Annotated in this window: 18 protein-coding genes; 5 read left to right on the top strand and 13 right to left on the bottom strand. The window is 57.6% G+C overall.

Annotated features, from left to right (window positions below; genetic code table 11):
- Positions 1-58: 58 nt before the first annotated feature.
- Positions 59-481 carry a DoxX family protein gene (locus NUX24_RS18750; protein ID WP_039263751.1) on the top strand — a complete coding sequence of 141 codons (423 nt, stop codon included), beginning with the start codon at positions 59-61 and terminating at the stop codon, positions 479-481.
- Positions 482-535: 54 nt separating this feature from the next.
- Here the strand turns inward: NUX24_RS18750 and glyA are convergent, their stop codons facing one another.
- Positions 536-1,789 carry a serine hydroxymethyltransferase gene (glyA, locus tag NUX24_RS18745; RefSeq protein WP_008502165.1) on the bottom strand — a complete coding sequence of 418 codons (1,254 nt, stop codon included), beginning with the start codon at positions 1,787-1,789 and terminating at the stop codon, positions 536-538.
- 304 nt (positions 1,790-2,093) lie between these two features.
- Here glyA and hmpA point away from each other — a divergent pair, with 304 nt between their 5' ends.
- A complete protein-coding gene (gene hmpA / locus NUX24_RS18740; RefSeq protein ID WP_257833368.1) occupies positions 2,094-3,284 on the top strand; it encodes an NO-inducible flavohemoprotein in 1,191 nt (396 codons plus the stop codon).
- Positions 3,285-3,365: 81 nt separating this feature from the next.
- Here hmpA and glnB read toward each other — a convergent pair whose 3' ends face one another.
- From glnB to purL, 5 genes are all read right to left on the bottom strand, one after another.
- Entirely contained in the window at positions 3,366-3,704 is a 339-nt protein-coding gene (gene glnB / locus NUX24_RS18735; RefSeq protein ID WP_003860685.1) for a nitrogen regulatory protein P-II, read from the bottom strand.
- Between the two features lie 65 nt (positions 3,705-3,769).
- Positions 3,770-5,107, bottom strand: a complete 1,338-nt coding sequence (gene glrR / locus NUX24_RS18730; protein WP_023308835.1) for a two-component system response regulator GlrR — start codon at positions 5,105-5,107, stop codon at positions 3,770-3,772.
- On the bottom strand, positions 5,094-5,831 hold the full coding sequence (gene qseG / locus NUX24_RS18725) for a two-component system QseEF-associated lipoprotein QseG (RefSeq protein WP_047652695.1): 738 nt from the start codon (positions 5,829-5,831) through the stop codon (positions 5,094-5,096). The genes glrR and qseG overlap by 14 nt, the downstream gene beginning before the upstream one ends.
- A gap of 1 nt (position 5,832) precedes the next feature.
- The gene (gene qseE / locus NUX24_RS18720; protein WP_069303181.1) at positions 5,833-7,260 is read right to left on the bottom strand and encodes a two component system sensor histidine kinase QseE/GlrK; all 1,428 of its coding nucleotides are present in this window, start codon (positions 7,258-7,260) and stop codon (positions 5,833-5,835) included.
- A 534-nt stretch (positions 7,261-7,794) separates the two neighbouring features.
- The gene (purL, locus tag NUX24_RS18715) at positions 7,795-11,682 is read right to left on the bottom strand and encodes a phosphoribosylformylglycinamidine synthase (RefSeq protein ID WP_257833364.1); all 3,888 of its coding nucleotides are present in this window, start codon (positions 11,680-11,682) and stop codon (positions 7,795-7,797) included.
- 255 nt (positions 11,683-11,937) lie between these two features.
- Here purL and mltF point away from each other — a divergent pair, with 255 nt between their 5' ends.
- Positions 11,938-13,488 (top strand): membrane-bound lytic murein transglycosylase MltF, encoded by a 1,551-nt coding sequence (gene mltF, locus NUX24_RS18710; protein ID WP_047652698.1) that lies wholly within the window; start codon positions 11,938-11,940, stop codon positions 13,486-13,488.
- Here mltF and tadA read toward each other — a convergent pair.
- Genes tadA through murQ form a run of 4 tightly spaced genes read right to left on the bottom strand, consistent with a single transcriptional unit; the run spans position 13,376 to position 16,845 of the window.
- Entirely contained in the window at positions 13,376-13,915 is a 540-nt protein-coding gene (tadA, locus tag NUX24_RS18705; RefSeq protein WP_045888303.1) for a tRNA adenosine(34) deaminase TadA, read from the bottom strand. The genes mltF and tadA overlap by 113 nt on opposite strands.
- 24 nt (positions 13,916-13,939) lie before the next feature.
- Positions 13,940-14,575, bottom strand: coding sequence for a phosphatidylglycerophosphatase C (yfhb, locus tag NUX24_RS18700; protein ID WP_214576854.1), 636 nt, complete (start codon positions 14,573-14,575; stop codon positions 13,940-13,942).
- 3 nt (positions 14,576-14,578) lie between these two features.
- Positions 14,579-15,940 carry a PTS transporter subunit EIIC gene (locus tag NUX24_RS18695; RefSeq protein WP_257833361.1) on the bottom strand — a complete coding sequence of 454 codons (1,362 nt, stop codon included), beginning with the start codon at positions 15,938-15,940 and terminating at the stop codon, positions 14,579-14,581.
- Between the two features lie 11 nt (positions 15,941-15,951).
- Complete coding sequence (gene murQ, locus NUX24_RS18690) at positions 15,952-16,845, bottom strand: N-acetylmuramic acid 6-phosphate etherase (RefSeq protein ID WP_196354979.1); 894 nt, start codon at positions 16,843-16,845, stop codon at positions 15,952-15,954.
- Between the two features lie 117 nt (positions 16,846-16,962).
- Between murQ and NUX24_RS18685 the strand changes: the two genes are divergently transcribed.
- Positions 16,963-17,811, top strand: a complete 849-nt coding sequence (locus NUX24_RS18685) for a MurR/RpiR family transcriptional regulator (protein ID WP_023333056.1) — start codon at positions 16,963-16,965, stop codon at positions 17,809-17,811.
- A 46-nt stretch (positions 17,812-17,857) separates the two neighbouring features.
- Entirely contained in the window at positions 17,858-18,118 is a 261-nt protein-coding gene (locus NUX24_RS18680) for a YfhL family 4Fe-4S dicluster ferredoxin (protein ID WP_008502177.1), read from the top strand.
- On the opposite strand, the gene acpS is transcribed toward NUX24_RS18680, so the two are convergent.
- From acpS to recO, 3 genes are read right to left on the bottom strand one after another with little or no spacing between them, the layout of a single operon-like run.
- A complete protein-coding gene (gene acpS, locus NUX24_RS18675; protein WP_202781885.1) occupies positions 18,115-18,495 on the bottom strand; it encodes a holo-ACP synthase in 381 nt (126 codons plus the stop codon). The two genes, NUX24_RS18680 and acpS, sit on opposite strands and share 4 nt — an antisense overlap.
- On the bottom strand, positions 18,495-19,226 hold the full coding sequence (gene pdxJ / locus NUX24_RS18670; protein ID WP_257833353.1) for a pyridoxine 5'-phosphate synthase: 732 nt from the start codon (positions 19,224-19,226) through the stop codon (positions 18,495-18,497). Before pdxJ ends, acpS begins: the two co-directional genes overlap by 1 nt.
- A 33-nt stretch (positions 19,227-19,259) precedes the next feature.
- On the bottom strand, positions 19,260-19,967 hold the full coding sequence (recO, locus tag NUX24_RS18665) for a DNA repair protein RecO (RefSeq protein WP_047652702.1): 708 nt from the start codon (positions 19,965-19,967) through the stop codon (positions 19,260-19,262).
- Between the last annotated feature and the right edge of the window lie 14 nt (positions 19,968-19,981).

The following is a 19,981-nucleotide window of genomic DNA, read 5'->3' as shown; positions in this document are numbered from 1 at the left end:
CAGGGAATGAAAATATGTATTACGTTTAAATTACTCCACTTGCAGAGGTTTTTCTGCCATGAACTCATTACGTTATTTCGATTTCGGTCAGTCACGTCACCTGCTGCTGCTAATTGGCCGCATAGCGCTTGTCGTGCTGTTTATCATCTTTGGCTATCCAAAACTGACGGGGTTTAGCGGAACCGTACAATATATGACCTCGCTGGGTACGCCGATGCCCATGCTGGCGGCTATTATTGCGGTGGTGATGGAAGTGCCTGCCGCTATCCTGATCGTGCTGGGCTTTTTCACCCGTCCTCTCGCCGTACTGTTTGTATTCTATACGCTGGGCACGGCGATTATCGGTCACCATTACTGGGATATGACCGGTGATGCGGTCGTACCGAATATGATTAATTTCTACAAGAACATCAGTATTGCTGGCGCCTTTATTTTGCTGGCGATTGTCGGACCTGGCGCCATCTCCCTGGACCGGCGTTAAGCCATAAAAAAAGGCCGCATACGCGGCCTTTTTTATTTCTGCGAAGCAGAAGAATTATGCGTATACCGGGAAGCGTGCGCAGATATCCAGAACTTTACCTTTGACGCGCTCGATAACCGCTTCGTCATTGATGTTGTCCAGAACGTCACACATCCAGCCAGCCAGCTCTTTCACTTCCGCTTCTTTAAAGCCGCGACGAGTTACGGCCGGAGAACCGATACGGATACCGGAGGTCACGAACGGGCTCTTCGGATCGTTTGGCACGCTGTTTTTGTTCACGGTGATGTTGGCGCGGCCCAGGGCAGCGTCAGCTTCTTTACCGGTCAGGTTCTTATCAACCAGATCCAGCAGGAACAGATGGTTTTCAGTACCGCCGGATACCACTTTGTAGCCACGGTTCAGGAACACTTCCACCATCGCTTTGGCGTTCTTAGCAACCTGCTGCTGATAAACCTTGAACTCTGGCTCCATCGCTTCTTTCAGCGCAACGGCTTTAGCCGCGATAACGTGCATCAGCGGGCCGCCCTGCGCGCTTGGGAATACAGCGGAGTTCAGTTTTTTGTACAGCTCTTCGTCACCGCCTTTCGCCAGGATCAGGCCACCGCGTGGACCCGCCAGGGTTTTGTGGGTGGTGGTGGTCACAACGTGAGCGTGTGGAACCGGGTTCGGGTAAACACCAGCGGCAATCAGGCCCGCAACGTGCGCCATGTCGACGAACAGGTAAGCACCGATGCTGTCCGCGATTTCACGCATTTTTGCCCAGTCAACGATGCCGGAGTAAGCAGAGAAGCCACCGATGATCATCTTCGGTTTGTGCTCTTTAGCCTGCTTCGCCATGTCTTCGTAGTCAATTTTGCCGGACTCATCAATACCGTAAGGGATGATGTTGTACAGTTTGCCGGAGAAGTTAACCGGGGAGCCGTGAGTCAGGTGGCCGCCCTGCGCCAGGTTCATACCCAGAACGGTATCGCCCGGCTGCAGGAGCGCGGTGTAGACCGCGAAGTTGGCCTGAGAGCCAGAGTGCGGCTGCACGTTTGCGTAGTCAGCGCCAAAAAGTTCTTTCGCACGGTCGATAGCCAGCTGCTCAACGATATCAACGTACTCGCAACCGCCGTAATAGCGCTTGCCCGGGTAACCTTCAGCGTATTTGTTGGTCAGCTGAGACCCCTGCGCCTGCATAACGCGAGGGCTGGTGTAGTTTTCGGAGGCGATCAGTTCGATGTGCTCTTCCTGACGTACTTTTTCCTGCTCCATAGCCTGCCACAGTTCGGCATCATAATCGGCAATGTTCATTTCACGCTTTAACATCCGCATCTCCTGACTCAGCTAACAAGTAAATTTTGGCCTGAAAAGGCAGTCCTGTTGGACAACGGGCAACAGTATAACTGATTAGTTCTGTGATAACAGGTCTTGACAAACGATTTTACGCAAACGTTTTCCTGCGCGCCACGCAAGGGTTTGAGGAATAAAGCTCTCCCCCTTTCCAGCGGATTTCTTTTCAGGTTTGTGATGCATATTTTTCATCTTGCAAAGAACCATTTACAACGCAGGGGTATTTTTTATAAGATGCATTTAAAATACATCATTAAAGTCACATCAGAAGGATGCGCTCATGCTCGACGCTCAAACCATCGCTACCGTTAAAGCCACCATCCCCCTGCTGGTGGAAACCGGCCCTAAACTCACCGCCCATTTTTACGATCGCATGTTCACGCACAACCCGGAGCTCAAAGAAATTTTCAACATGAGCAACCAGCGCAACGGCGATCAGCGCGAAGCGCTGTTCAACGCCATCGCGGCCTACGCCAGCAATATTGAAAACCTGGCGGCACTGCTGCCCGCGGTGGAAAAAATCGCGCAGAAGCACACCAGCTTCCAGATCCAGCCCGAGCAGTACAACATTGTGGGTGGCCACCTGCTGGCAACGCTGGACGAGATGTTCAGCCCGGGCCAGGAGGTGCTGGACGCGTGGGGGAAAGCCTACGGCGTGCTGGCAAACGTGTTTATCAACCGCGAAGCGCAGATCTACAGCGAAAACGCCAGCAAGAACGGCGGCTGGGAAGGCACGCGCGCCTTCCGCATCGTTGAGAAAACGCCGCGCAGCGCGCTGATTACCAGCTTTGAATTTGAGCCGGTGGACGGACAGCCGGTTGCCGATTACCAGCCGGGCCAGTATCTGGGCGTGTGGCTGAAGCCTGAAGGTTTCCCGCATCAGGAGATCCGCCAGTATTCTCTTACCCGCAAGCCAAACGGCAAAGGCTACCGCATTGCGGTGAAGCGTGAGGACGGCGGCCAGGTATCCAACTGGCTGCACAACGAAGCTAACGTGGGCGACGTGGTCCATCTGGCCGCGCCGGCGGGCGATTTCTTCATGGCCGTTGAAGCGAATACCCCGGTTACGCTGATCTCTGCGGGCGTCGGCCAAACGCCAATGCTGGCGATGCTCGATACGCTGGCGAAAGCCAACCACGGTGCGCAGGTTAACTGGTTCCACGCTGCGGAAAACGGTGACGTGCACGCCTTTGCCGATGAAGTGAAAACGCTCGGGACGTCCCTGCCGCGCTTCGCCGCGCATACCTGGTATCGCCTGCCGACGGAAGCAGACCGCGCGGCCGCACGGTTTGACAGCGAAGGCCTGATGAATTTAAGCCAGATGGAAGGGACGTTTAGCGCGCCGGACATGCAGTTCTACGTCTGCGGGCCGGTGGCGTTTATGCAGTATGCCGCGAAGCAGCTGGTGGAGCTGGGTGTGAACAAAGACAACATTAACTACGAATGCTTCGGGCCCCATAAGGTGCTGTAATGAAAAAGCCCCTCGTTCGAGGGGCTTTTTTTTCGCCGGGTGGCGGCGGCGCCTTACCCGGCCTACAAACCGTTGGCATTGTTAAATCGCGGCGTCGTCTTCTTCGCCGGTACGGATACGGATCACGCGCGCCACGTCAAAGACGAAGATTTTACCGTCGCCGATTTTGCCCGTCTGCGCGGTGCGGATAATGGTATCCACGCAGGTATCGACGATATCGTCGCTGACCACAATTTCAATTTTTACTTTCGGCAGAAAGTCGACCATGTACTCTGCGCCACGGTAAAGCTCGGTGTGGCCCTTCTGACGACCAAAACCTTTCACTTCCGTCACGGTCATCCCGGTGATGCCGACTTCCGCCAGCGCTTCACGCACGTCATCCAGTTTGAAAGGTTTAATAATCGCATCAATCTTTTTCATGGTGGGTCCTTAAACTCTTGCCTGTAAGCTGCCTCGTAATCGATTGCTCACAGTACCATACGGCATTACTCTTTAAAATCGTTTGCTTCCAGCTCGTGGCGCGACAGCAGCTTGTAGAACTCGGTGCGGTTGCGTCCGGCCATGCGCGCCGCGTGGGTCACGTTGCCTTTGGTGATCTGCAATAGCTTGCGCAGATAGTTGAGCTCAAACTGATTCCGAGCTTCCGCAAACGTCGGCAGCGCCGTGTTTTCCCCTTCCAGCGCCTGCTCTACAAGCGCATCGCTGATCACCGGTGAGGAGGTCAGCGCCACGCACTGCTCAATCACGTTCACCAGCTGGCGCACGTTACCCGGCCAGCCTGCGGCCATCAGCCGCTTCATCGCGTCGGTGGAAAACGCGCGCACAAACGGTTTATGACGATCGGCCGCCTGGCGCAGAAGATGATTCGCCAGCAGCGGAATGTCTTCCGCGCGCTCCGCCAGCGCCGGGATCTTCAGATTCACCACGTTCAGGCGGTAGTAGAGATCTTCGCGAAACTCGTTGCGGGCCATCACTTTTGGCAGGTCGCGGTGGGTGGCGGAAATAATGCGCACGTTAATATCAATGTCGCGGTTGCTGCCCAGCGGGCGAACTTTTCGCTCCTGCAGCACGCGCAGCAGTTTGACCTGCAGCGGCGCGGGCATGTCGCCAATCTCGTCCAGGAACAGCGTGCCACCTTCCGCGGCCTGGAACAGCCCTTCCCGGCTGCTCACCGCGCCGGTGAATGCGCCGCGGGCATGACCAAACAGTTCAGATTCGAGAAGCTGTTCCGGAAGCGCGCCGCAGTTAATGGCGATAAAGGCGTTTTTACTGCGCGGGCTGGCGTTATGGATCGCCTGCGCCAGGATCTCTTTCCCGGTTCCGCTCTGGCCGTTGATGAGCACGCTGACGTCGGACTGCGCCACCATCCGGGCCTGTTCAAGCAGACGCAGCATAATGGGGCTGCGGGTGACGATGGACTCCCGCCACGCTTCATCCCCCGCCGGGGCGGCATGTTCCAGCGCGCTGTCGATAGCCTTATACAGCGCGTCTTTGTCCACCGGCTTGGTCAGGAAGCTGAAGACCCCCTGCTGCGTCGCGGCAACCGCATCCGGGATCGACCCGTGCGCCGTCAGGATGATCACGGGCATACCCGGCTGCTGCTTCTGGATCTCCGCGAACAGCTGCAGGCCATCCATTTCGTCCATCCGCAGGTCGCTTATTACCAGATCGATTTTCTCGCGGCTAAGGATCTTCAGCCCCTCCAGCCCGCTTTCGGCGGTCACGACGCTGTAGCCTTCACTCACCAGACGCATCCCCAGCAGCTTTAATAGCCCGGGATCGTCATCCACCAGTAAGAGATGGGCTGGTTTACGGCTCGTCATGCTTCACGTCCTCTTGTTTCGGCGTATCGCTGTCCGGCGCAGCGGATGAACTCCCCGGCTGATATTTACGCGACGAGAGCTGCCTTTCGATATCGGTCAGGTTTTCCAGCTTACGCGTCGTGGTATCCAGCTGCGTACGTAAATGTTGCTGCTGTTGCCGCAGCGTATCAAGCTCGCTGTCGGTTGACTGCTGCAGCTTGCTGTAGCGGGAACGCTCTTCAGACAGCTGAAGCTGTAATGTCTGCCCATCGCGCCAGAGCTGGTATACCGGGCGTACCTGCACGGGAAGATTGACCACAAACGTGTCCAGCCGGGTGACATTGACGCGGCGTTCAACGGGGGTGATTTTCGCATCTGCAAGTAAAATCCCACGCTTGAACGCGTCCTGCCAGGTGTCGTCATCCAGCATCGCCGCCTTCGAGCGGGCGTCTACCGGCGCCAGACGCTGGGCGCAGTCTATTCCTCGCAGCCAGAAGAGCGGGTTGCTTTCAACGTCATGTCCTGACAGGTTCCAGATGTCGTCACAGCGGGTTGAGAGGAAGTCTGCCAGCTGGTTATCGGGCCATTTATCTTCCTGTTTATCGCTAATGGCACTTTGTGGCGCATGGGAAACACACCCTGCCAGAAATAAACAGGGCAGGCTCAGGCTAAGCGTTTTGCTGGAAAACACCGCGCGTACGGCGCGGAAAAAGACGTGTGACATACTCACCAGACATAGATTCATTTTATTGATTTTTCCGGCTCAGGGGCAGTTCAATACGGAAGCAAACATCCGAACGTTCGTCCGCGGCAATGTTTAGCTCACCCTGCATGCGTCGTATGCAGTCCCGGGCGATGCTCAAGCCCAGACCGCTTCCTTTGACCGCGCCTTTCCGCTGATGACTCCCCTGGAAAAAGGGTTCGAAGATCATGGTTTTTTCGTCATCGGGGATCGGGGTGCCGGTGTTTGCGACGTCAATAAACACCCGTGAACCATTCGTATTACTTCGGATATAAATGTTACCGGATTCAGTACCATAGTGCACCGCATTGGAGTAAAGATTATCCAGAACGCTCATCAGCAGCATGGGTTCAGCCAGGCACGCAGGCGCATTCAGCTCGACGCCGGTATGCATCATTTTAGCTCTTGCTGGCAAGCTGTGGGCGGAGATCACCATATCCACCAGCGGCTCAATCTCTACGTTTTCCAGTACGACCGCCCCGTCAGCCAGCTTGCGGTTGTAATCCAGCAGTTGCTCAATCAGCTTTTGCAGATTGCGGCTGCTGTTATCCAGGATCTCGACAATTTCTTTCTGTTCTGGCGTAAGGGGTCCTGCCACTTCGTCCGCCAGCAGCTCCGTCCCTTCGCGCATGCTAGCCAGCGGCGTTTTAAGTTCATGAGAGATATGGCGCAGAAACTGATGGCGCTGAGATTCGAGCCACGCCAGGCGCTCGGACAGCCAGATAATGCGCTGGCCGACGGATCGCAGCTCGCGCGGACCTTTAAAAGCGACCGTATCCCCGAGCGATTTCCCCTCCCCCAGACGGTTGATCATACGCTGGATGCCCTTCACCGGGCCGATGATCATGCGGGTAAAGAGCAGAACCAGCCCGAGACTCACCAGGAACAGCACCAGCGCCTGCCAGCCGAAGAACTGGCCGCGCTCGGCAATCTCCTGCTGGAGCTGCTGGCCGCGAGAGAAAATCACCGCGCGCGTAGACTGCACCATCTCGGTGTTGGCGCTGGCAAAAGCTTCGAGGCGCGCGGCAGCAACGGCATCCGGGCCGCTGTTGCTGCACTGCAGCTGCGCGAGATCGTTTAAATCCTGACGTAACGCCTGATAGAGCTTGTCGTCAGGTAAGACCCCCGCGTGAGCGTCCAGCATTTCGCTGTAGCGTTTACGCTGACTCTGATAAACCTTTTCCAGCGTCCGATCGTCAAGCACGCAATACTGACGATAGCTACGCTCCATCTCCAGCGCGGCGTTGGTCATCGCTTCACTGCGTCTGGCGTCGATGAGCGTCGTGCGGTTGGTCAAAGCCGCCTGCGCGCTCAGCGCGTTCAGGCTTTGCCACGCCTGCCAGGCAAGGATCAGCAGCGGCAGCAGGATCAGCAGGAAGGCCATCATGACGAGCTGCCGCAGGGAGCGGGGGAAAACGGGCCAGCGTTTCAACGCATTACTCTCTTAATGGGGGTTTACGCAGAGCGTAACTGAGTCTGCCCTTCAGATACAACAAAGCCGGGTAAAAACCCGGCTTTGTCATGGAATGAGGCGGTGCCTAACTCGACGTTTCGCCCTGGCCTGATAAAGCATCGCTATGATCAGTAGTTGGACGGCAGGCACCTTTTTGTGCGTCATTCGAAGTTTATGTAGCGCGTCCCGAAGGGGCTGACATAAGAAGGTGAATGAGCCACTGGTTAATATTATGCAACACCCGTGCCAGAATGCAAAACAAAATATTAACAGTTTGAAATATATGTTTTTTATTCGTTTAACGCGTTAATTATCGGTTGAATGATTTTCAGGCTAAGTGTCGCTATTAAGCAACACCTTAACGGGAACCTTTACTGCCACATATAAATCAATGATTTAAATGTCGCCTTTTGGAGACAGTTGGATTGCAGTTCTGTCGCGTAATTGCGACATAAATAAAAAAGCCCAGTGAAGCTTTCGCTTACCGGGCCTGGAAGGGTGTGGGGCTAAAACTTAACCCAGCTGCTTACGCGCGTTGCGGAAGATACGCATCCACGGGCTATCCTCTCCCCAGTTTTCCGGGTGCCAGGAGTTGCTCACGGTACGGAACACGCGTTCCGGGTGCGGCATCATGATGGTCGCGCGACCGCTTTCGCTGGTCACCGCCGTAATACCGTTGGCGGAGCCGTTCGGGTTAGCCGGGTAGGTTTCTGTCACCTTGCCGAAGTTATCGACAAAGCGCAGCGCCACCAGGCCTTTGCTTTCCAGCTGAGCCAGATGCGCAGCGTCACGCACTTCTACCTGACCTTCGCCGTGGGAAACGGCGATTGGCATCTGAGAACCGACCATCCCCTGCAGCAGCAGAGACGGGCTTTGGGTCACTTCCACCAGGCTGAAGCGCGCCTCGAAGCGGTCTGACTGGTTACGCACAAAGCGCGGCCAGGCTTCGCTGCCCGGTATCAGCTCACGCAGGTTAGACATCATCTGGCAGCCGTTACACACGCCCAGCGCCAGGGTCTGCGGACGGTGGAAGAAGGTTTCGAACTCGTCGCGCACGCGGCTGTTGAACAGGATGGACTTCGCCCAGCCTTCGCCCGCACCCAGCACGTCGCCGTAGGAGAAGCCGCCGCAGGCCACCAGCGCCTGGAAATCTTCCAGACCGGTACGCCCGGCCAGCAGGTCGCTCATGTGAACGTCGATAGCGTCAAAGCCCGCGCGGTGGAAGGCAGCCGCCATCTCAACGTGGGAGTTAACGCCCTGCTCGCGCAGCACGGCCACTTTTGGACGCGCGCCGGTCGCAATGTACGGCGCAGCGATGTCTTCGTTAATGTCGAAGGAGAGCTTCACGTTCAGGCCTGGATCCTGGTCATTCGCTTTCGCGTTATGCTCCTGATCGGCACATTCCGGGTTATCACGCAGGCGCTGCATCTGCCAGGTGGTTTCCGCCCACCACATGCGCAGCGTGGTGCGGCTTTCGCTGAACACGGCGTGACCGTCCGCTTCAATGACGAAGCGGTCGCCCTGAACGGCTTTACCCAGATAGTGCACGCAGTCTGCCAGACCGTGCTTCGCCAGAATCGCTTCAACCGCGTCGCGATCCGCCGCGCGCACCTGAATCACGGCGCCCAGCTCTTCGTTGAACAGCGCCGCCAGACGGTCTTCGCCAAGCGTTGCAATGTCGGCTTCCACACCACAGTGGCCGGTGAAGGCCATCTCTGCCAGGGTCACCAGCAGTCCGCCGTCAGAACGGTCGTGGTAGGCCAGCAGCTTACGCTGCGCCACCAGCGCCTGAATCGCGTCGTAGAAACCTTTCAACTGGGCAACGTCGCGCACGTCGGCTGGCTTATCGCCGAGCTGGCGGTAAACCTGCGCCAGCGCGGTGGCCCCCAGCGCGTTGTGGCCTTTACCCAGGTCAATCAGCAGCAGGGCGTTGTCTTCGGTCGCAAGCTGCGGCGTAACGGTGTGGCGCACGTCTTCCACGCGGGCAAACGCGGTGATCACCAGCGACAGCGGAGAGGTCATCTCGCGCTGCTCGCTGCCTTCCTGCCAGCGGGTTTTCATCGACATGGAGTCTTTGCCCACCGGAATGGTCAGGCCGAGGGCAGGACACAGCTCCTCGCCCACCGCTTTTACGGCTTCATACAGGCCAGCATCTTCGCCAGGGTGGCCGGCAGCGGCCATCCAGTTGGCGGAAAGCTTGATACGTTTGATATCGCCAATCTGCGTCGCGGCGATGTTGGTCAGCGCTTCACCGACTGCCAGACGGGCAGAAGCAGCGAAGTCCAGCAGCGCCACCGGGGTGCGTTCGCCGAGAGCCATCGCTTCGCCGTAGTAGCTGTCGAGGCTCGCGGTGGTCACGGCGCAGTTAGCGACCGGGATCTGCCACGGACCGACCATCTGGTCGCGGGATACCATACCGGTCACGGTACGGTCGCCGATGGTCACCAGGAAGGTTTTCTCTGCCACTGCAGGCAGGTGCAGCACGCGGTTGACCGCTTCTGCCACGGTGATGCCCTGACGATCCAGCGCTTTGCCCGCCGCTTTACGGGTGGTTACGTCGCGGGTCATCTTCGGCGTTTTACCGAGCAGCACGTCGAGCGGCAGATCGATCGGCTGGTTGTCAAAGTGGGTGTCGCTTAAGGAAAGGTGCTGCTCTTCGGTCGCTTCACCGATGACGGCATACGGCGCGCGCTCGCGGCGGCACAGCTCGTCAAACAGCGGCAGCTGATCGGCGGCAACCGCCAGCACGTAGCGCTCCTGGGATTCGTTACACCAGATTTCCAGCGGGCTCATGCCCGGCTCATCGCTCAGGATGTCGCGCAGGTTGAAGCGTCCGCCGCGGCCGCCGTCGCTCACCAGCTCCGGCATGGCGTTGGACAGACCGCCCGCGCCCACGTCGTGGATGAAGAGGATCGGGTTGGCGTCACCCAGTTGCCAGCAGCGGTCGATCACTTCCTGGCAGCGGCGCTCCATCTCAGGGTTGTCACGCTGCACGGAGGCGAAATCGAGATCCGCATCAGACTGGCCGGAAGCCATAGAAGAGGCCGCTCCGCCGCCCAGACCGATGTTCATCGCCGGGCCGCCCAGTACGATCAGCTTCGCGCCGACGACGATCTCGCCTTTCTGCACGTGATCGGCACGGATGTTGCCGATCCCGCCCGCCAGCATGATCGGTTTGTGATAGCCGCGCAGCTCTTCGCCGTTGTGGCTGTCCACTTTCTCTTCATAGGTGCGGAAGTAACCGTTCAGCGCCGGACGACCAAATTCGTTGTTAAACGCCGCGCCGCCCAGCGGGCCTTCGGTCATGATATCCAGCGCGGTCACAATGCGCTCTGGCTTGCCGAAATCTTCTTCCCACGGCTGTTCAAAGCCCGGGATACGCAGGTTGGAGACGGAGAAACCGACCAGACCCGCTTTTGGTTTAGCGCCACGGCCGGTCGCCCCTTCGTCACGGATTTCACCGCCGGAGCCGGTCGCCGCACCCGGCCACGGGGAGATCGCGGTCGGGTGGTTGTGGGTTTCCACTTTCATCAGGATATGCGCGGGCTCCTGATGGAAGTCATAGCGCCCTGCTTCGCGCTCGGCGAAGAAGCGGCCCACCTCGGAACCTTCCATTACCGCGGCGTTGTCTTTATAGGCAGACAGCACGTGGTCAGGGGTTTGCTCCATGGTGTTTTTGATCATTTTGAACAGCGACTTCGGCTGCTGTTCGCCGTCAATAATCCAGTCGGCGTTGAAAATCTTGTGGCGGCAGTGCTCAGAGTTAGCCTGCGCGAACATGTAAAGTTCGATGTCGTTCGGGTTACGGTTGAGCTTAACAAACGCATCCTGCAGGTAGTCGATTTCGTCTTCTGCAAGCGCCAGGCCGAGACGCAGGTTGGCGTCAATCAGCGCCTGACGGCCCTGCCCCAGCAGGTCTACGCTCTGTACCGGCGCAGGCTGATGGTGTGAGAACAGCTTCTGCGCGTCGTCGAGAGAGGCAAATACGCTCTCCATCATGCGGTCATGCAGTTCAGCCGCAACCGCCTGCCACTGCGCGTCGCTCAGGGTAGAGGCTTCCACGTAGTACGCCACGCCGCGTTCCAGACGGTTAATCTGGCTCAGGCCACAGTTGTGGGCGATGTCGGTGGCTTTGGAAGACCAGGGGGAGATGGTGCCCGGACGAGGCGTCGCAAGGATCAGTTTGCCGGTTGGCGTATGGCTGCTCAGGCTTGGGCCATACTTGAGCAGGCGTTCCAGCTGTACGCGCTCCTCTGCATTGAGGGGGGCATTCAGGTCAGCAAAATGGACATACTCAGCGTAAATATTGCTTACCGGAAGGTCGGCCGCCTGAAAACGTGCCAGCAGTTTAGTGATACGGAAGGCAGACAGTGCAGGCGAACCACGCAGAATTTCCATCATAAGTCTCTCGTCTTCGAAGCGCCGGGGCGCTTACAGTGTGCGCAAGGGGGGAAAACGGGCGTCATTATAGAGAATCCTGAGCGCCGACGAAACCGTTTGCGTCGAAATAAAATTTTAACAATAGATGTGACCTGTCTCTCTAATTGGTTGCCAAGTGGCGCAAGTTTACGCAAAATGCCGCTCATTCAATGGCAAACCTTATGATTAACATGGCTACAGCAGACTGAGGCACCGGCGTCGCAGAGAATTAACTAATTGAAAAAATTAAAGATTAATTATCTGCTCATCGGCATTGTAACGTTGCTGCTGGCAGTGGCCCTCTGGCCTTCCATCCCCTGGTTCGGCAAAGCCGAAAACCGTATCGCCGCCATTCAGGAGCGGGGGGAACTGCGCGTCAGTACCCTCAACTCCCCGCTGATTTACAGCGACATCAACGGCAAAATCATTGGCCTGGATTATGAACTGGCACAACAGTTCGCCGATTATCTTGGCGTGAAGCTCAAAATCACCGTCCGCCAGAATATCAACCAGCTGTTTGACGATCTCGATAACGACGATGCCGATATGCTCGCCGCCGGGCTGGTGTATAACAGCGAGCGCAGCAAGAACTACCAGCCTGGCCCGACCTACTACTCCGTTTCTCAGCAGCTGGTTTACCGCGTCGGGAGCCTGCGCCCGCGCTCGCTGGCTTCAATTAACGATCGGCAGCTGACGATTGCGCCCGGCCACGTGGTGATTGACGATCTGCGGGAGCTTAAGGAAAAGAAATATCCCGACCTGAGCTGGACGGTGGATCCGAAACTCGGCACGACGGAGCTGCTGGAGCAGGTAAAAGATCAGAAGGTGCCCTACACCATCGCCGATTCGGTCGCGATCAGCCTGTTCCAGCGGGTGCATCCTGAAATCGCCGTGGCGCTGGACGTCACCGACGAGCAGCCCGTGACCTGGTTTAGCCAGCTTGATGACGATCAGACCTTCTCTGCCGCGATGCTTGATTTCTTCAACACCATCAATGAAGACGGTACCCTGGCGCGTCTCGAGGAGAAGTACCTCGGGCACGGCGATGACTTTGACTACGTTGACACCCGCAGCTTCCTGCGCGCGGTAGACAGCGTCCTGCCGGACCTGCAACCGCTGTTCGAAAAATACGCCCAGGAGATTGACTGGAAACTGCTGGCGGCTATTTCGTATCAGGAATCCCACTGGGATACCCAGGCCACGTCGCCCACGGGCGTACGTGGTTTGATGATGTTAACCAAAAATACCGCGCTGAGCCTGGGCGTGAACGATCGTACCGACGCCGAACAGAGCATCAGCGGCGGCGCGCGCTACCTGCAGGATATGATGGCTAAAGTACCGGAAACGGTGCCGGAAGAAGAGCGGATCTGGTTTGCGCTGGCGGCCTACAATATGGGCTACGCGCATATGCTTGATGCGCGAGCGTTGACGGCCAAAACGAAAGGTAACCCGGACAGCTGGTCAGACGTGAAGCAGCGCCTGCCGCTGCTGAGCCAGAAGCCATGGTATAACAAGCTGACATACGGCTACGCGCGCGGACATGAAGCCTACGCCTACGTGGAAAATATCCGTAAATATCAGATTAGCCTGGTCGGGTATCTGCTGGAGAAAGAGAAAGAGGCTACGGAGGCCAAACGGCTGGCTCAAAGCTACCCGGTCGTGGCGCCGGACGAGCTTAATCGTCCGACAGCTTCAGTTCTGCCTTTTGCTGCTTTTTCTGCTGACGGCGCATTCGAAAGAAATCGCTTAATAGCCCCGAACACTCTGGTGCAAGCACCCCACCGATAGTCTTCACCTGGTGGTTCATACCCGGGTGACCCAGCACGTCCATCAGCGAACCGGCCGCACCGGTTTTTTCATCCCGCGCCCCGAAAACCAGAGTCCCGATCCGGCTGTGGACCATCGCCCCGGAGCACATCACGCACGGCTCCAGCGTCACATACAGCGTGGTATCAAGCAGACGATAGTTTTGCAGCACCAGCCCTCCCTGACGAAGCGCCATGATTTCGGCATGCGCAGTAGGATCGTGGCGGCCTATAGGACGGTTCCACCCTTCGCCAATCACCTGGTTGTTATGAACCAGCACCGCGCCCACGGGCACTTCGCCCTCGTCCCAGGCGCGTTGAGCCAGCGTCAACGCATGGCGCATCCAGTATTCATGATTGTGTTCAGGGTTGGACAAAGGCTGATACTCCAGTCGAAAAGCGGGCGGCATTATACACGCCCGTTTTAGAGAAGACTATTCGAGTTGCTGAAGTTCGCCTGATGGCGTGACGCGCCAGCGGTGCTGGCAAAAATAGAGCAGCGGGTTGTCCTGCTTGCTGTCGCTGTAGCCGCTGTACAGGCGCAGCGGCGTACCGATGCGTTTTTCCAGCTGGACCACTTTTTCATGCCCCAGGCAGCGCAGGGTCAGCACCCAGCCGCCGTAACCGCGGGCAATTTGCGTGGCGATAAGATTCACGCGCGGAAGCCAGGGGGTATCAAAGTAGACCTGCTCCACAAGCGTCTGCGGGGAGCCTGTAATCAGCCAGATGTCGGCATCGTTCGCGTCGAGATAGCTGGTCAGGCGCGCCTGTACAACAGGAAAGGCGGCAACGTGATCGCGAAACCAGTGCGCAAAATCCTTTTCGAGCTGCTTGAGCCGCGCTTCGCTGTGCCCAAACGTACATCCCCACAGCAGCAGACTCATCGGCCATCGCGCCGCCCGGCCTTTCACCAGCAGCGCGATCCCGATAACCGGTAAGAGCGGCAGCACGAGCAGCGCATTCAAAGGCTGACGCCGCAACAGGTAACGCATAAACGTTCCAAACATATCCTGCTGATGCAGCGTTCCATCCAGATCGAAAAAGACAACGCGACGCGCGTGATTTGCCAAACCTTACTCCTCTGGGTCGTTGAATCCTAATAGCCAGGTAAAAAGGAACCCGGCGATCACCGCTACTAAATAGCCTAACAGATAGAGCATGACTTTTCCGGTCACGATGGTTAATGCCAGCGGTAAACCGGAAAGCCCAAAGGTGATAACGGTGGCAACTTTCCAGTAGCTGATCAGCGCCCCGCCTACCGCACCGCCCAGACACGCGGCGAAGAACGGTTTACCCAGCGGCAGCGTAACGCCGAAAATCAGCGGCTCGCCAATACCGAGCAGGCCAACCGGGAGTGCGCCTTTTATCATTTTTTTCAGACGCGCGTTGCGGGTTTTCATCAGTACGGCAATCGCCGCGCCGACCTGCCCCACGCCCGCCATCGACAGGATAGGCAGCAGCGCGTTGTAGCCGTGAGCCTGCACCAGCTCGACGTGGATGGGAACCAGCCCCTGATGGAGCCCCGTCAGCACTAACGGCAGGAAGGTACCGGAAAGCACAGCGCCCACTAACAGGCCGCCGCGGTCAATAGCCAGAGACGCACCGTGAGCGATGGCTTCAGAGATCCACCCGCCTAACGGCTGGAGGGCCACAATCGCTACGCTACCGGTAATCAGCGTGGTCAGCAGCGGGTTGAGAATCAGCTCGATCGACCCGGGCAAAACCGCGCGCAGCCTTTTCTCGATCCAGCACATCAGGATGACCACCAGCAGCACGGCGATCACCCCACCGCGCCCGGGCTGGAGCGCCTCACCAAACAGCGTGATCTGCGCCAGCTGCGGGCTGGACAAAATGCCCGCCATGACCCCGCCCATCGCCAGCGATCCACCAAACACCTTCGCGGTATTCACCCCGACGAGAATGTTCATGATGGCGAACACAGCGCTGCCGAAGATCCCCAGAATCCCCAGCAGGTTCGGATACTGCGTGGCGAAATCCCCCACAATATCCGGTCGCTTGAGGATATTGATGATCCCGGTGATCAGGCCCGAGGCAATAAACGCCGGGATCAGCGGAATAAAGACGTTTGCCAGCTGACGCAGCGCATCGCTCATGGGGGCTTTGTATTTGGCCTTCGCCTGCGCCCTGGTGCGTTCCGCATCGTTAATCGACGCGCTCGCGTTAACGCCCATCAGCGCGCGCATGGCATCGACAACCTGCGCCGCTTTACCTGGCCCGACGATCAGCTGATGCTGCTGCCCCTGTTTCACGTAGCCGCTGACGCCGGAGAGTTGCTTCAGGCGCTGCACGTCGAGCTGGTCGTCGTTATGCACCTCGACGCGCACGCGCGTCATGCAGTTTTCGAGACGCTGAATATTTTTTTCCCCACCAATCCCCTGCAGGATATCGCTGGCGAGCGCTGCTGTTTTGTCCATAGACGCCTCTGTTAGTTTTCTAATGCTGCCCGTAAGAAGCCGCTATGTGCATCGAGTTTGGCTCTCGCGGCCGCCGCATCCAGCCCGCTCAGGATCATCAAAATGGCCGGTTTAACATCGTGATCGGTCTGCTTGAGTACCGCTTCTGCCTCTTCACGGCCTGCCCCCGTCGCCTCCATCACCATGCGGCAGGCTCTGTCCACCAGCTTGACGTTGGTGGCCTGCATATCCACCATCAGGTTCTGATACACCTTGCCGAACTTCACCATCGCGCCGGTGGAGATCATATTGAGCACCAGCTTTTGCGCGGTCCCGGATTTAAGGCGAGTGGAGCCGGTGAGCGCTTCCGGCCCGACAACTGGAGAGATAGCGATAGCGGCCACCTGCGCAATCGGGGAGCCCGGATTACAGGAGATGGCCACCGTCGTGCAGCCCGTCCGGTTGGCGTATTCCAGCCCGCCAATGACGTACGGCGTGCGCCCGGATGCCGCCAGCCCGACCACCAGATCCTTCGCGGTCAGATTCAGACCCTTCAGGTCATCCTCGCCCAGCTGTTTGTTATCTTCCGCTCCTTCAACGGCTTTGAGCAGCGCGCCGGGTCCACCGGCAATCAGCCCAACCACCAGACCGTGCGGAACCCCAAAGGTGGGCGGACATTCTGACGCATCCAGCACCCCAAGACGCCCGCTGGTGCCCGCCCCCATGTAGATAATACGGCCGCCGGCTTTAAGGGCTTCCGCCGCCGCATCGACCGCTTTCGCCACCTCGGGTAATGTCTCTTTCACTGCCTGCGCGACCAGCGTATCCTGTTGATTAAAGCGGTTAACCAGCTCCAGGGTGGAGAGCGCATCCAGATCCATGGTTTGCGGGTTACGCGTTTCAGAAACAAGTGAGCCAAGATTCATTTTTGTACCTCAAGAATTTTTAATTCATAATAATCACACTATAATGGAATATAAAATTCATTCAGGCGAGCAAAATTCGTATTTGCGCAGATAATCACATTTTCGCCAGGAGACCCTATGAACTGTTTAATTCGCATTCGCCAGCGCTATGCAGGCTTTGCCCAAAGCGACAAGAAGCTGGCGGATTTTCTGCTTTCTCAACCCGATCGCGCGCGCCATCTCAGCTCGCAGCAGCTGGCGAGTGAAGCCGGCGTGAGCCAGTCCAGCGTGGTGAAGTTTGCCCAGAAGATTGGCTTTAAGGGGTTCCCCGCCCTCAAGCTGGCGATCAGCGAAGCGCTGGTGAGTAACCCCAACCCGCAGTCCATGCCGGTGCATAATCAGATCCGCGGCGATGACCCGATGCGGCTGGTTGGCGAAAAGCTGATCAAAGAGAACGTGGCGGCCATGCACGCGACGCTCGATGTGAACACCGAAGAGAAGCTGCTGGAGAGCGTGGCGATGCTGCGCGGCGCGCGGAGGATCATTCTGACCGGTATCGGCGCGTCCGGACTTGTGGCGCGAAACTTTGGCTGGAAGCTAACTAAAATTGGGCTTAACGCCATCGTCGAGCAGGATATGCACGCCCTGCTGGCAACCGTACAGGCAATGGATCCTGACGATCTGCTGCTGGCCATCTCCTACTCCGGCGAGCGACGTGAAATCAACATGGCAACCGATGAAGCGCTGCGCGTCGGCGGTAAAATTCTGGCGATCACCGGTTTTACGCCGAATGCCCTGCAGCAGCGGGCAACGCGCTGTTTATATACCATTGCCGAAGAGCAGGCCACGCGCAGCGCGGCTATCTCGTCCACCAGCGCGCAAATGATGCTGACGGACCTGCTGTTTATGGCGCTGGTGCAGCAGGATCTGGAGCGCGCGCCCGAGCGCATTCGTCACAGCGAAGAACTGGTAAAGAAACTGGTTTGACGCGTATAATGCCCGCCCAGTTTGTGTTGTTTCTGAGAATTTCCTGATGGCGCTGTTAATTACCAAAAAATGCATTAATTGCGATATGTGCGAGCCCGAATGCCCGAACCAGGCGATTTCGATGGGCGACAGCATCTATGAGATTAACAGCGACCGCTGCACGGAATGCATCGGCCACTATGAAACGCCGACCTGTCAGAAAGTGTGCCCGATCCCGAATACCATCCTCAAGGATCCGGCCCACGTCGAGAGCGAAGAGCAGCTCTGGGATAAGTTTGTCCTGATGCACCACGCGGACAAGCTTTAACTTTCGATAATCACCGTTGCGCTGGCGTAGTGGCGTTCATCTGCGATCGTCACGTGCATGTGATTCACCCCTAGCTTTTCCGCCAGCTTTTGCGCTTCTCCCCACAAACGCAGGCTCGGTTTGCCCAGCTCATCGTTAAACACTTCGAACTGATTAAACGCCAGGCCGTTACGAATGCCGGTCCCGAAGGCTTTGGCTGCCGCCTCTTTTACCGCAAAGCGCTTTGCCAGAAAGCGCACCGGCTGCTGATGCACTTCCCAGATGGCCCACTCGTTATCGCTCAGCACGCGTCTTGCGAGGCGATCGCCGCTACGGGCGATCACCGCTTCAATACGGGCTATTTCAACGATATCGGTGCCTAAGCCCAGAATGGCCATTACTGACGCGCTTCCTGCATCAGACGTTTCATTTCTGAAACCGCCTCTTTCAGTCCGCTCATCACCGCACGGCCAATGATGGCGTGGCCGATGTTCAGCTCGTGCATTTCCGGCAGGGCGGCAATGGGCTTCACGTTGTGGTAGGTCAGGCCGTGACCGGCGTTAACCTTCAGGCCCAGGCTTGACGCGTACGTGGCCGCTTTGGCAATACGCTCCAGCTCTTTCGCCTGTTCGGCGTCATTTTTGGCATCGGCATAGCAGCCGGTGTGGATTTCGATATACGGCGCGCCCACGTCGGCCGCCGCTTTAATCTGGGCGAAATCGGCGTCGATAAACAGAGAAACCAGGATACCGGCATCCGCCAGGCGCTTGCAGGCATCGCGCATTTTGTCGAGCTGACCGGCCACATCCAGACCGCCTTCGGTGGTTACTTCCTGGCGTTTTTCCGGCACCAGGCAGCAGAAATGCGGCTGGGTCTCGCAGGCAATGGCCAGCATCTCTTCGGTGACCGCCATCTCCAGATTCATACGGGTGTCCAGCGTCTGACGCAGAATGCGCACGTCGCGATCGGTGATATGGCGACGGTCTTCGCGCAGGTGAACGGTAATGCCGTCGGCGCCAGCCTGTTCAGCGATAAACGCTGCCTGAACCGGATCGGGATACGCCGTGCCGCGCGCATTACGCAGCGTGGCGATGTGGTCGATGTTGACGCCTAACAGTAATTCAGCCATGACAATCCTCGGTTTTCTTTTCGATTCTGTGTTCTAACGTTTCGGCACAAACTGCCTGAATAATTCGCGGCTCTTTAAGGGCTTGCCGCCAAGATACGGCTTGAGGGCAATCCGGGTAAAGCGTTTTGCTGCGCGCAGGGTATCCTGATCGGGAAACTCGCGCTCATACAGCGCCCGGAGCTGGCGCCCGGTAAAGGTGCTGTTGTCGATCACGATACTGGCAATGAAACCCTTTTCTTCACGGTAGCGGTAGGTCATGGTGTCTTCTACCTCGTCCCCGCTGCCCGCGCAGTGCAGAAAATCTACGCCGTATCCGAGGTGACCCAGCAGCGCCAGTTCAAAACGACGCAAGGCGGGTTCGGGCGTGCCGGATGCGCCAGCCAGCGCCTGGATACAGTGCAGATAATCGAAGAAAAGTTCAGAGAAGCGGGTCTCATGCTCAAGAACCCGTGAGATGAGTTCGTTGACATACAGACCGCTGTAGAGCGTGATGCCGGAAAGAGGAAGCGCCAGAGAGACGGCTTCGGCACTGCGCAGGGTTTTCACTTCCCCTCGCCCACCAAAGCGTACCAGCAGCGGCGTGAAAGGCTGTAGAGCACCTTTCAGGTTAGAACGTTTGGAACGTGCGCCTTTCGCAACAAGGCGCACGCGGCCCGACTCTTCCGTGAAGACGTCCAGCATAAGGCTGGTTTCGCTCCAGGGACGACTATGCAGGACAAAGGCGCGCTGCCATCCATCCATATGCTCGTCGTCTT

The organism is Enterobacter sp. HG048 (genome assembly GCF_024702055.1).
Classification (GTDB): domain Bacteria; phylum Pseudomonadota; class Gammaproteobacteria; order Enterobacterales; family Enterobacteriaceae; genus Enterobacter; species Enterobacter dykesii.
The sequence above is the reverse complement of the archived record's forward strand: the minus strand, read 5'-3'. Positions and strand labels throughout refer to the sequence as shown.